Source organism: Psychrobacter sp. FME13, assembly GCF_014861395.1.
Lineage (GTDB): Bacteria > Pseudomonadota > Gammaproteobacteria > Pseudomonadales > Moraxellaceae > Psychrobacter.
This window is the reverse complement of sequence record NZ_RRYV01000092.1, coordinates 1-12,091: the sequence shown is the minus strand read 5'-3', so window position 1 is coordinate 12,091 and position 12,091 is coordinate 1. Positions and strand designations below refer to the sequence as shown.

The 12,091-nt window shown below is 41.0% G+C and carries 13 protein-coding genes; 6 read left to right on the top strand and 7 right to left on the bottom strand.

The window, feature by feature from the left end:
* Window positions 1-756 precede the first annotated feature (756 nt).
* The 3 genes from EI164_RS10855 to EI164_RS10845 form a co-directional block, all read right to left on the bottom strand.
* Entirely contained in the window at window positions 757-1,491 is a 735-nt protein-coding gene (locus EI164_RS10855; protein ID WP_192519979.1) for a LysE family translocator, read from the bottom strand.
* A gap of 123 nt (window positions 1,492-1,614) precedes the next feature.
* On the bottom strand, window positions 1,615-2,850 hold the full coding sequence (argE, locus tag EI164_RS10850; protein ID WP_192519978.1) for an acetylornithine deacetylase: 1,236 nt from the start codon (window positions 2,848-2,850) through the stop codon (window positions 1,615-1,617).
* 33 nt (window positions 2,851-2,883) lie between these two features.
* Entirely contained in the window at window positions 2,884-3,537 is a 654-nt protein-coding gene (locus tag EI164_RS10845; RefSeq protein WP_192519977.1) for a UPF0149 family protein, read from the bottom strand.
* Between the two features lie 185 nt (window positions 3,538-3,722).
* Between EI164_RS10845 and EI164_RS10840 the strand changes: the two genes are divergently transcribed.
* The gene (locus tag EI164_RS10840; RefSeq protein ID WP_192519976.1) at window positions 3,723-4,163 is read left to right on the top strand and encodes a hypothetical protein; all 441 of its coding nucleotides are present in this window, start codon (window positions 3,723-3,725) and stop codon (window positions 4,161-4,163) included.
* 103 nt (window positions 4,164-4,266) lie between these two features.
* Window positions 4,267-4,713 carry a cell division protein ZapA gene (locus tag EI164_RS10835; protein ID WP_192519975.1) on the top strand — a complete coding sequence of 149 codons (447 nt, stop codon included), beginning with the start codon at window positions 4,267-4,269 and terminating at the stop codon, window positions 4,711-4,713.
* An 89-nt stretch (window positions 4,714-4,802) separates the two neighbouring features.
* Here EI164_RS10835 and EI164_RS10830 read toward each other — a convergent pair whose 3' ends face one another.
* From EI164_RS10830 to EI164_RS10815, 4 genes are all read right to left on the bottom strand, one after another.
* Window positions 4,803-5,093 (bottom strand): hypothetical protein, encoded by a 291-nt coding sequence (locus EI164_RS10830; protein ID WP_318779541.1) that lies wholly within the window; start codon window positions 5,091-5,093, stop codon window positions 4,803-4,805.
* Between the two features lie 293 nt (window positions 5,094-5,386).
* Entirely contained in the window at window positions 5,387-7,480 is a 2,094-nt protein-coding gene (gene glyS / locus EI164_RS10825) for a glycine--tRNA ligase subunit beta (RefSeq protein WP_192519974.1), read from the bottom strand.
* Window positions 7,481-7,489: 9 nt separating this feature from the next.
* Window positions 7,490-8,506, bottom strand: a complete 1,017-nt coding sequence (glyQ, locus tag EI164_RS10820; RefSeq protein WP_413038458.1) for a glycine--tRNA ligase subunit alpha — start codon at window positions 8,504-8,506, stop codon at window positions 7,490-7,492.
* Window positions 8,507-8,814: 308 nt separating this feature from the next.
* The gene (locus EI164_RS10815) at window positions 8,815-9,027 is read right to left on the bottom strand and encodes a PspC domain-containing protein (protein WP_192519973.1); all 213 of its coding nucleotides are present in this window, start codon (window positions 9,025-9,027) and stop codon (window positions 8,815-8,817) included.
* Window positions 9,028-9,394: 367 nt separating this feature from the next.
* Between EI164_RS10815 and nadR the strand changes: the two genes are divergently transcribed.
* The 4 genes from nadR to EI164_RS10795 all read left to right on the top strand — a co-directional run.
* Entirely contained in the window at window positions 9,395-10,441 is a 1,047-nt protein-coding gene (gene nadR, locus EI164_RS10810) for a multifunctional transcriptional regulator/nicotinamide-nucleotide adenylyltransferase/ribosylnicotinamide kinase NadR (protein WP_192519972.1), read from the top strand.
* 75 nt (window positions 10,442-10,516) lie between these two features.
* Window positions 10,517-11,248, top strand: a complete 732-nt coding sequence (gene pnuC / locus EI164_RS10805; RefSeq protein WP_192519971.1) for a nicotinamide riboside transporter PnuC — start codon at window positions 10,517-10,519, stop codon at window positions 11,246-11,248.
* A gap of 194 nt (window positions 11,249-11,442) precedes the next feature.
* The gene (locus EI164_RS10800) at window positions 11,443-11,889 is read left to right on the top strand and encodes a DUF962 domain-containing protein (protein WP_192519970.1); all 447 of its coding nucleotides are present in this window, start codon (window positions 11,443-11,445) and stop codon (window positions 11,887-11,889) included.
* 89 nt (window positions 11,890-11,978) lie between these two features.
* The coding region (locus EI164_RS10795; protein ID WP_192519804.1) for an IS1 family transposase at window positions 11,979-12,091 on the top strand (113 nt) is incomplete at its 3' end.

Below are 12,091 nucleotides of genomic sequence, written 5' to 3'. Positions count from 1 at the left end.
AATTGTTTTATGATGTTTGCCCTAACCATAACAATTTTATTTTGAGCTGACTATACCTATCTCAATTAAACAAAACGTTTAATAAGAAAATTATTTAATAACTCATAAAATTTAGACAATAAAATACCGTTTTTTATTAGTTATAAAACTAATAAAAAATATGGTTTATTTATAATGGACGTTTTAAAGAAGGGTGATATAAATCAAAACCGTCAGCCACAGCGTAAATACTATACGCATGGAAAAGCAACAGCTAAACCATAGCCTGAGTCGCTTTATTAGCAATAACGATAAAGAGGAATGTTAGATAAACAGACAACAGTAGGTGCAAAATCGCTTAACACGCTTGCAGAGCAATCTTGGACAATGGACTTAGAAAAGGGATAAATTGGGCAGATATAGCAAGTTGTTATTTGATAATCATAGATAGAAAATCAATGTACAACTGACTTACAAGCTTAGCCACACCTTTGCGAAGTCGTCATTGCTGTCAGGTAGTTTACACATTCAATCTTTAAAAACGTCTTAATAGTTAAATAGGACACGATGATTCCTCCATAGTTGTGGCTAGTTGTCATAGATGACAGTAGCGGATTAATTGGGACAATTTATCGCTTGTAAAGACAAGCGCTATAAATCAATGAGGTAATAATAACGATTTAAAAATTAAAGTCAATAATTAATTTATATTTTTATAGAAAAAACATAGGATACGTACATTTAATTAAGCGCTTTAATTTAAAGTTATATTATTTTTTAAACCATTAAACTTTTGAATACTTCAGCCAATAAAGCCGCAGCAATAATAATAAATATCACCCCGCAACCACGATTGAGCCAAGCCAAACGATTACCTATATCGAGCCAACTTGCTAGCTTCTTACCACCTAGCGTATAGATAGTTTGCCAAATTGTCTCACTCAAAAACAGACCGATAGTGAGCAAGACATATTGCGGCCATAACGGCGCACTAAAATTGATGAATTTAGGAAAAAATGCTGCAAAAAATAAAATGGCTTTTGGATTAGACAATGACACCCACACGCCCGTACGAAATAAGCGCGTATTGCTTGGTGCCATATTAACTGCTGCACTGGAGAGTGAGCGAGCCTGAGGCTTACCAAGCGTATCCTGACTGTCAGAAATGGAGTATTCCGCCGCCACCTCCTCACTCATCTCACGAGCGTCTTTCATCAAGCTACTACTACTCGCATCACGCCACGAAGTGACGCCCAAATAGATTAAATATAATGCTCCTACTGCTTTGATAACGGTAAGCAACCAAGGCGACTGTCGACTGATGACATCCAATCCAAGCAATGTAGATAATAGTAGTATAAATAGACCAACACTCAGACCTGCCAGCGTCCATAGCGTTCGTTTCACCCCATAATTCATACCATACTGAAATGCTAGTAGCATATTGGGGCCAGGAGTCGCTGAGATAAAAAATGTACTCGCGAAAAACACTGCAAACAGATGCCAAGACATCAACCAACCCCTTACCTTGTCGTTTCAAATAAACTGGATAACATGTAACAAAACACACCGCCATTGAGACGGTGTGCTATATACTCATCTATCTTACAAATAACGCTTCTACTGCTGCATAGGCTACTGAGCCGTACAGCTATCTAGCAGTTTCTGTAAAAACTCATCGCAGCGCGCTATTTCACTTAGCTCAACATACTCATCTGCTTTGTGTGCCTGCTCAATACTACCAGGGCCACAGATAATCGTTGGTATACCCCCATTGGTAAACTGCCCACCTTCAGTCGCATAAGCAACCTTGTGGCGCTCATGATCTTGAGTCAGTGCAGCTACCAGTGCTTGCAGTTCGGCACTGTCCTTATCGGTCATTGCCGGTACGCTGACTTCTCGTAACAGCTCAATACCCGTCTCTGGTGCACGTGCTTGCATTTGCTGTGTCAGCTCATCGACCTTTGCTTGAATCGGCACTAGGATATCGTCTTGGGTCATATGAGGTAAGTTCCGATAGTCAAAGGTAAACTCACATAGATTAGGAACGATATTGGTCGCGGTACCACCCTTTATCGTACCGATAGATATCGTTGAATAAGGCACGTCAAACAGTGCATCTCCATCATCACGAGTACTGAGCGTTTCTGCCAATGTATCGACATAACCAACCAATCGACTGGCATAACTGATGGCATTAACTCCTTGCGCTGTCAGCGATGAATGTGCGGACTTACCATGTACGCGGCAACGATAAACCGCAATGCCTTTATGCGCGACCACCATCGCCATATTGGTTGGCTCACCCACAATACAGTAATCAGGCGTAATACCGCGCGCTTTTAGGTCTGCTAAAATCAATGGCGCACCTAAGCAGCCAACCTCTTCATCGAACGACAATGCCAAATGCAGTGGACGACGTAGCTGACCCTTGTTTGACAACTGAACGGCCTGTGGCAATAAATTAAGCGCACAAGCGATAAAGCCTTTCATATCGCAAGCACCGCGCCCATATAACCGATCACCGCGAATCGTTGCATCAAATGGTTCTGACGCCCAATCCTGCCCATCGACAGGCACTACATCTGTATGACCAGAGAGCACGAGGCCGTGATTAACCTTGTCGCCATCCTCTCCTGCTGGCACCGTGACAAACAAATTAGCTTTGTTTTTAGCCTCATTAAAAGTCAGGTTCACCATGAGATTCAACTGCTCACAGTAGGCTCGCACATCTTCGATCAAAGCCAAGTTCGAATAGCGACTGACCGTATCAAATCCTATCAAACGAGAGAGCCAACCTATACTGTTTGCAGGATAACTGGCATGAGACATAGTCTGCCTATCATTATCGTTACTGTCATTTATAGCCATAAAACATCCTTATTTCTATGTGCCCGCTTCGCCTTATGAAGGGCTATCTTGATTCATAATATCAATCACTGGTGGCATTGGTTTTGGCAGATTACCTTCTGCTTGTAACTCTTTGGTCGTCTTAGCATCGATAGCCAGCCCAGAAATCAAAGCAATGTCTTTGACAGACTTGCGTTTACGGGTAGCAAAGATAACTGGCACCATACGCGCAAATTCATAAATATAAAGATAAGACTCTTCGCCACCTTCAAAATCTTCATCATCTGCTAAACGAATACTTCCAATCTTTGCCAAATCCGATAGCATCTCGTTTTCGTCTGCGCTAATATTGCAATCAGTGATACCAAAGCCTGTCATAAAGCCATTAGCCCACTGTTTCAAGGCTATCACACGCTCGTACAAGTCATGTTCATCATCAGGTATCAGTGGCATATAAGCGTAAGCATCGTCTTTGTCTTTCAGTTGAAAAACAGTGTCTTCTGCCTCTTCGGTTAATAACGTCAGTGCAGACTCTGGTAATGCCGCAAAGCTCAGCTCCTCAAACACCTGAGCCCATACCGTCTCATCTGGTGCATTGCAAGCTGTCATCAGCCCTGTCATCAAGCCATGTACCTCACTAATAGACACGTCGTTCCAGTTGTCAAACGCGGTCAGCCAAGTATTCCAGCCAGAGATATTGTCATTCATAATAGATGTCCTAGTGATTGAATATTACTTAAAAGAGAAGGAGAAAAAGAAAGCAAAAAATAAAAAGACCGAACTTAATATGTGAATTACTTTGTTAATATAGATATTATGCGGTCACCTATGGCATTATTAAACGCAGAGAACAAAATTCATTCACGCTTACTTGTTAAGGATAAAAACTGACTATGTATGACCAACTTAAAATATTAGAAAAAATGGTACTCGACATCAAAAAACAGTATCAGCTTGTCAGTGCTGAACTTAGTAGCCTCAAAAAAAATCCTGTCGTCGACCCACAGGAACTTACGGCTCTGAGAACCAAACTACAAACCAGCCATACAGAACGTGAAGGAGCCAAAAAACAACTGAACGATCTAGACAAACGCTATCAAAACCTGGCAGAAGCACATCATATGATTGGCGAAGAGCAGGACAAACTACAAAAGCAAATCAGCCAGTTACAACAAAAAAATAGCGAACTACAGCGGCACAATGGTGAATTAAAGCAGCAGTATAGCGATATCAAACAACAAAACATTGAACTACAAAAAAAGAACCAACTAGCGGCTGAGCGCACACAAGTCGTACTAAAACGATTAACCCATATTGATCAAGTAGAAGGGTAATAATTAAGAGCAATCAACCATTGATTCTTATAAATTAAGCCAAAATTATAACGGTAATATTTTTTATTACTCACCTTACTGACCAGACATTGTAGGATTTATCATGACCGATGACCACAAAAAATCTATAGAAAAACAGCTACCAAAAAATCAGGCAACAAATCGTGAGTTAAAACCACAGAGAGCAACAGCAACTGCCTCAATCAGACCAAGCACTTCTATTCAACCAAGCGCTAAGACAAAAACAAATGCTGAACCACAAATCAAAAAAGTAGATATTGCTATTGCTGGAGTTACCTATCCAATCTATTGTCCCGTACACGAACAAGAAGAGCTACATTCAGCCGTTTCTTATATTAATGACTACGCACTAGATCTCAAGCGAGATGCACCCAGTCTCAACCAAGAAAGCCTATTGGTATTATGCTGCTTAAACCTTTACGAAAAAATCCATGCTAATCAAAAAACGGAAGAAGATCGCAAACAGCAAGACATACAATCTAAAGTGTTACTTAACAAAATCATCAAGGATGCGCATTCCATTCTGTAGACAAATAGAACCTTTAAAAACAAGCGCCTAGCCTATCAAAGCGAAGCGCTTTTTTATGTTCAATCAGAAACACATCAATCTAAACCTATTTAATGATTAGCGTTATAAACCTTTCCAGCATGAAAATCAGCTTGATGCTCATAATTGCAAAAAAACAACTGCTGACTGACTTCGGTATTACTATCTGCTGGCAAGTTCGGCTTGGTTTCAAGTACACCGCGATATTCAGCCAAGCTATTACCACAAAAATTACACTGCCGTGGCGTGGTCACATCACCTTCTTTTGGCATCATGCTTTTGGGTGGACGTGGGTACATAAACTTATAAAAAGCCCACATCGACGCCCAAATAATAAGGATTACAATAATAACAGCAAACACGGCAGTACTCCTTGGATGAGGATTGACTATATAGTTGAGTTCAAATAATTTCGATACAAGGAAACCGAGTGCAAGCTATACATTAGTATGGTCAGCGAGGGTGACGATGTAGCGGATTTATATGGATTTGACTATAGTATAAAACAACCATCAATTATGACGATAGAATATTAACTTGGCGAGCTCCTTAAGTGCCATTATACAGCATAAAAAACTGGCCACTTTGGGCCAGTTTCTGTATCAGATAATACGTCATACGTTTATTAATTCGTACTTATATCGGTATCGAAAAATTACAGCTGTAACTCACTGATATCAGCCACAGTTAAGAACAACGCACGTACTTGCTTTAACAATGCCAAGCGATTGTTTTTTAGTGCAGCATCTTCACTATTCACCATGACATTATCAAAGAATTGCGTCAATGGCTCGTCTAGACTGGCAAGCGTTTGCAATACTTGTGTATAGTCAGCTTGTTCTAGCAGCGGTTGTACCGCTGTTTGCGCTTGCTGCACACTGGCATATAAATTTTGTTCAGCAGGCTCAGATAACAAGGCCTCATCAACATTATCAGCCACGCTTACTTCTGACTTAGCTAATATGTTGGCAACACGTTTGTTCGAATCGGCTAGCATTGACGCTTGTGACAGCTCACTAAAGGCTTGTACCGCACGAATACGTTGATCAAAATCTAGCGGCATATGCGGATTAATTGCTTGCACGGCTTGGATGGTATCAACGCTTACGCCTTGCTCAGTATACATGGCACGATAGCGTGAGTTTAAGAATGCCATGACTTGGGTAAAGGTATCACCCATTTTGGCAATTTTACTACCGTCTGCTGTACTATAACCTTTAGTAGCTTGCTCAACGAGCGCGACCAAATTAATCGGTAACTGTTTTTCGATGAGAATGCGCAGGATACCAATCGCTGAACGACGTAAGCTAAACGGATCTTTTGAACCCGTCGGTGCTTGGTCAATCGCAAAAATACCAATGAGCGTATCCAAGCGATCTGCCAATGCCAAGCAGATGCCAATCGGCGTCTGTGGCAATACATCACCACTGAATTTAGGCAAGTACTGCTCTTCTAAACTGGCTGCTACGGCTTCAGGCTCATTATTGAGGCGAGCATAATAAGTACCGGCGATACCTTGTAACTCTGGATACTCACCAACCAATGAGCTGGCCAAATCAGCTTTAGACAAAATAGCCGCACGTACCGTTTCATCGATACTAATATCACGCCCTTGCTGTTGCAGCAAGGCAGCAATAAATGCAGCAAGCTTGGCGATACGCTCAGACTTTTCCCAAATTGTACCCAGTTTATCTTGGAATACACGGTTTTTGAGACTCTCTGTCAATGCAAACAATGGCTGCTTTTGATCTTGTAAAAAGAAAAACTCTGCATCAGCCAAACGTGGACGTACGACCTTCTCATTACCTTCGATGATTTGATTGGGATCTTTTGACTCAATATTGGTAATAAAGATAAAGTAAGGCTGCAATTTTCCGTCTTTATCCGTCAAGCAAAAATATTTTTGATCGGCTTGCATGGTAGAGATAAGTGCTTCTTGTGGTACTTGTAAAAAGCGCGCCTCAAAGCTAGCACGTAGAGCAACAGGGAAATCAACCAATGCCGTCACTTCATCTAACAATGCCTGCGGTACGATAGCATCTGAGTTGACTTCGTCCGCTAATGCTTTGACTTGGTTTTTGATAAGCATTTGACGCTTATCAAAATCAGCCACAACTTTTAAGCCATCGAGCAAATCTTCATAGTCATTGGCGTGAGCAATATCATGGTAGTCAGGGCTGTGGAAGCGATGACCACGGGTTTGCGTACCAGCCTGATGTCCTTGGACGGTGGCGTCAATGACAGTACTGTCTTGCATTAACACAACCCACTGTACCGGACGCACGAACTCATTACGGCTTGCACCTGAGCGCATACGCTTAGCAATCGGCAGCTTGTCTAATGCTGTTTGAAAAATGGTGGGTAGCAATTCAGTCGTCGCCTGACCCTGAATGGTCTGCTCATAACCGACATAATCACCCTTATCAGTATTGATCGTTATTAACTCACTGGCCTCAATACCTAAGCCTTTGGCAAAACCCATCGCTGCACGTGTTGGATTACCATCAGCATCAAAGGCTGCTTTGATCGCGGGACCACGTTTTTGCTCACTACGATCAGGTTGTTTATCGCCAATACCCTGAATCTGAATGGCCAAACGGCGCGGTGCAGCAAAAGCCTTGATACTATCAAAGCTAATGTCAGCTTCTTTTAATTGATCAACAACACTTGCTTGCAATGCATCACGTAATGACTTTAAGCTTTTTGGAGGTAGTTCTTCACACCCCAGTTCAAATAAAATGGTACTCATGGGATGCTCCTATTTATTATTAGTAGATTGCTTGTTACCTGAGTTTTCATCTGCCACATCTTGTTTTGGCAAATACTTATCAAGTGCTGCTTGACGATGTGCCTCGTCAGCCAGTGGAAAACCTAACTTAGCACGTGCTTCGACATAACCAAAGGCTACTTTACGCGCCAGTGTACGTACGCGCAAAATAAAGCGCTGACGTTCTGTGACCGAAATTGCACCGCGAGCATCAAGTAAATTAAAGGCATGCGAAGCTTTTAGCACCATCTCATAGGCTGGTAGTGGCAAACCTTCCGTGACCAGCTTATCTGCTTGCTGCTCATAAAAATCAAACATCTGACCCATCATTGGCACATCAGCGTGCTCAAAGTTATAGGTCGACTGCTCAACTTCATTTTGATGAAAAACATCGCCATAAGTAACACGACCAAACTCACCGTCTGCCCACACCAAATCGTAAACACTATCGACGCCTTGCACATACATCGCCAAACGCTCAAGACCGTAAGTAATCTCACCAGTTACTGGAAAACACTCAATACCGCCTACTTGCTGGAAGTAGGTAAACTGCGTGACTTCCATACCGTTTAGCCAAATCTCCCAACCAAGACCCCACGCACCTAACGTTGGTGATTCCCAGTTGTCTTCGACAAAACGCACATCATGTACTAATGGGTCTATACCAATGGCTCTCAACGAATCTAAATACAACTCTTGAATATTAGGAGGATTGGGCTTTAACACTACTTGAAACTGGTAGTAATGTTGTAAGCGGTTTGGATTATCACCATAGCGACCATCGGTAGGACGACGAGATGGCTGCACGTAAGCTGCATTCCAACGCTCAGGACCTAACGATCGTAAAAACGTCGCTGTATGAAAGGTACCCGCACCGACTTCCATATCATACGGCTGTAAAACCACACAGCCCTTAGCCGCCCAATAATTCTGTAAGGTTAGGATCAAATCTTGAAAAGTCATCGGTTGAGACTCTTTTGCTTGGGATGTCATATTTTGGGTTGTCATAGTAAAGCCACTGTGGAATTAGTATTATTAAATAAAATATTGATAGCACTCGTATAGCCTATTTGGCAACGACTCTATTTGCCTGCTCACCTTACTAAAAATTGACTATTTTATCCATATTTACCGCAACTAATTTTATTATATTGACCCAAATATCTGGTTATATGACCCATATGTCACGGAAGCACGTTCTTATATCGATAATCATGATAAAAAAATACCCAAACGCGCGAGCATCTGGGCAGGAGGAAAAGCATGTCTGTAGCATCCTGATTAATCAGGCTTTTTGTTTTTTAATGGAGCTGCTTTTATTGGTAGGACTCGTTGGTTGCCTTTGGCATTACTATCCAAAGAATAATATAAATTAAAATACCAGGGACTGCTGCGCTCAATGATGAGATAATTACGAACAGTAATCTCACCCAAGTAGGCGACCAACCGACATATTCTGCAATGCCGCCCATCACACCTGCTAGCATACGATTGTTCTGTGAGCGATGCAATTTTGCTAATTTAGCCAAATCAAATACCTCTTTATTTTCTTTATTACTGTTGCTTATTTTTATCGTTTTTTATTTACAGTTATTTTGCTTATTTTTTATTTGCTTGTTTTTTAAACCTATTGATAATTTACTTTATATTTCTAACTTGAGATCCAGTATATCAACTCCTAAAACTAGATCTGTTGATGATGTACTAGTACTTTGTGAGTTTATGCTACCTAAGCTTGCCCTAATCTCTCATAACACCTCATAACTTACTGATTTTAAATATTTATTTCAAAATGTTTCAGAATGGATTTTGTTGCTAAACCCTTACGACTTTACTTTGCTGATTGTGTTATTTTTGGGCTTACTCAAATAGATAAATAGCATTATAGGAATAACTATGTACGATACTGGCTTAATGATTGGGCATTTTGAGCCTCTACATTTAGGACAAATGCGCAGTATTTTAGATGCGGCAGGACAAGCAGAGGTTCTGCATATTGTCATTACGGCACATCCTTCACCACATCCAGATTTCACCATCACTTTGCAAGATAAGGCGCGCTGGCTACAAATGGCTTGTGCCGACTTACCTTTTATTCATATTCATACCACCCATGAAATTGAGCTTCCGTTGCATGATAGCTTTGATGACGTAACGATCAATATTCCTCTTAGTAATGCTAAATTACAGCACTTGGCAGATGCGCTCAACTTACCAACAGACTCTGTATTATTCTTGGCAGAAAACCACCCATTAGCGCAACGTGATACTCAAAAACAACTAAAAATACCAGTAGTAACCACTGCACTGCAACCTGAATTTGACTCATTTGCTATCGCTCGCAACCCTGTTGCATATTGGTCAGCGATTCATCCACAAGCACGTCGAAATTATACTAAGACCGTTGCGATTGTTGGCGGTGAAAGTTCTGGAAAGACAACATTGGTACATAAGCTGGCCAACTATTATGGAGCCAGATTTGTACTAGAAATGGGACGACTGTACGTTGGTACAGATTTGGGTGGTAGTGAAGTTGCTCTACAATATAGTGATTATGCACCCATTACCCTTCATCATGCACAAGCCATTCGCGATGCTACTGCTGTTGCAACGGCACCTGTCACCATAATTGATACAGACTTTGTGACGACTCAAGCTTTTTGTGAAGAGTACGAAAATCGTACCCACCCTTTTGTATCAGCTTGTATTGACGAGTTTCATTTAGACCATACGATTATGTTGAGCAATAGCACACCATGGATTGATGATGGTATGCGCTCTTTAGGCACACCTGCAGCACGTGGACGTTTTGAGCAACGACTCATCGATATCTTTCATCGTCATAATATTCAACCTCACATGATTGATGAGACTGACTATGATGCACGTTATCAACAAGCATTACGTCTTATAGATCAAAATATCTATAATAAAAAATTATAAAATCAAAAACGTGGTAATACGAAAGATTTTGGTAGGTGTTACCGCTATTATTACTCATTTTAGGATGAAAACCTTATGCGTATTCAGTTACTAGATAACATCACTGGAAAGTGGGCGATGCAATGGATTATAACGTGGTTCATTTGTGGTGTGATTGCCTTATCTACAGGTTTTTGGTTCACCACAGACCACACTGCCCTTGACTGGTTTTATTTGGCAGTTTCATTCATCGGTTTGATTTGCGTGGTGTCACTATCTTTTCGCAAAAACATCATGGGTAATGGCTTTGGCATGGGCGCAACCGCCGGTGAAGTGGTGGTTCAAGCAACATCAGGTGCCGTGGGTTTGATGCTCGCACCACTTTTTAATTTCTTCACCCACGTCTATGGCATTTTCTATTGGTCAAAACATACTGACCCCGATGGTGACATGATACCTAAATCTGCGAGCAAAGCTGTTTGGTTGATTACCGCAGCTTTTATAATCATTGGGCTTGCACTGTTTCCTACCGTAAACGAATTATTGGCAAGCTATGGTTATGCAGTAGTTGAAGATGATAATAGTAAATTTTTAGGCTTCATTTCCTTTTTTTGGATCAATGTTATTGCTTTTGTACTATCCATCACAGCGCAAGCAGCCATGATTTTGCGCTATTCTTTTAACTGGTGGTTATGGATTATCGTCAATTTCGTTTGGCTCATCGTCAACCTTATGTCTGGCAACTATATTTTCGCCATTCAAACAATGATATATCAAATAAACTCTTTTATTGGCCTATATGAATGGCATCGCAGTGAACAAGGCTAATAGCTATATTCAACCAAATTAGCTTAAAAACACTTCAACAGTTTTAGGCATAAAAGTAAATAATGCCATCGGTTTTGACTGAGCCGTCTATCAGACCGTATGGTGATGTGCTCTGATTAATGATACAACTGATAGCAGTCCCTACCTAAACATTCAGATAGGGTTACATTTTCATTACTAACAAGGAGGTTAGTATGTCTCGCATTCAGCAAAAGAGGATGTCAAAACGCACACTAGAGCAGTGGCTTAGTGAGTATTCGGTCAGTCATCAAAACTTGGTTAATAAAAAAATTCATTGGCTATGTGTTCCAACCATTTTTATCAGCCTGTTAGGTGTCGGGATGTCACTCTCTGTCTGGTTTACCTTAGTACTTAGCGCCTTGGTTTTATTGTTTTATATGCAATTATCTACGCCACTATTCTTAGCCATGGGTATATTCATCTTACTATGCTTATCTGTGATGGCGCTGTTACCTTTAGGCTTCAAAGTTTGGGCAGGTATATTCATTGTCGCTTGGATCGGACAGTTTGTCGGTCATAAAATCGAAGGAGAAAAGCCTTCATTCTTCAAAGATCTACAGTTTTTGTTAATTGGGCCAGCATGGGTCGCCAATAGCTTAATGAGCCGCAAAAATAGTTGATATCATTTATATTTTGGTGGTGTATCAAAAAGTATGCTGGAGTAATAAAAGAAGGGTGACAGCCGAAGCAAGATGATATATTTGAGGTTATGAAGACACAAATACAGATCAATTGCCCCGACTGTCACAGTCCCAGTTTAAAGAAAAACGGCAAAAAAAGCTATGGCAAGCAGAACTACCAGTGCAAGGACTGCAAACGTCA

Coding starts and splice junctions, on each gene's coding strand:
- EI164_RS10845 (WP_192519977.1), bottom strand. CDS start 3,537: ATGAATGACAATATCTCTGGCTGGAATACTTGGCTGACCGCGTTTGAC.
- EI164_RS10835 (WP_192519975.1), top strand. CDS start 4,267: ATGACCGATGACCACAAAAAATCTATAGAAAAACAGCTACCAAAAAAT.
- pnuC (WP_192519971.1), top strand. CDS start 10,517: ATGCGTATTCAGTTACTAGATAACATCACTGGAAAGTGGGCGATGCAA.
- EI164_RS10840 (WP_192519976.1), top strand. CDS start 3,723: ATGTATGACCAACTTAAAATATTAGAAAAAATGGTACTCGACATCAAA.
- argE (WP_192519978.1), bottom strand. CDS start 2,850: ATGGCTATAAATGACAGTAACGATAATGATAGGCAGACTATGTCTCAT.
- EI164_RS10855 (WP_192519979.1), bottom strand. CDS start 1,491: ATGTCTTGGCATCTGTTTGCAGTGTTTTTCGCGAGTACATTTTTTATC.
- glyQ (WP_413038458.1), bottom strand. CDS start 8,506: ATGACAACCCAAAATATGACATCCCAAGCAAAAGAGTCTCAACCGATG.
- EI164_RS10800 (WP_192519970.1), top strand. CDS start 11,443: ATGTCTCGCATTCAGCAAAAGAGGATGTCAAAACGCACACTAGAGCAG.
- nadR (WP_192519972.1), top strand. CDS start 9,395: ATGTACGATACTGGCTTAATGATTGGGCATTTTGAGCCTCTACATTTA.
- glyS (WP_192519974.1), bottom strand. CDS start 7,480: ATGAGTACCATTTTATTTGAACTGGGGTGTGAAGAACTACCTCCAAAA.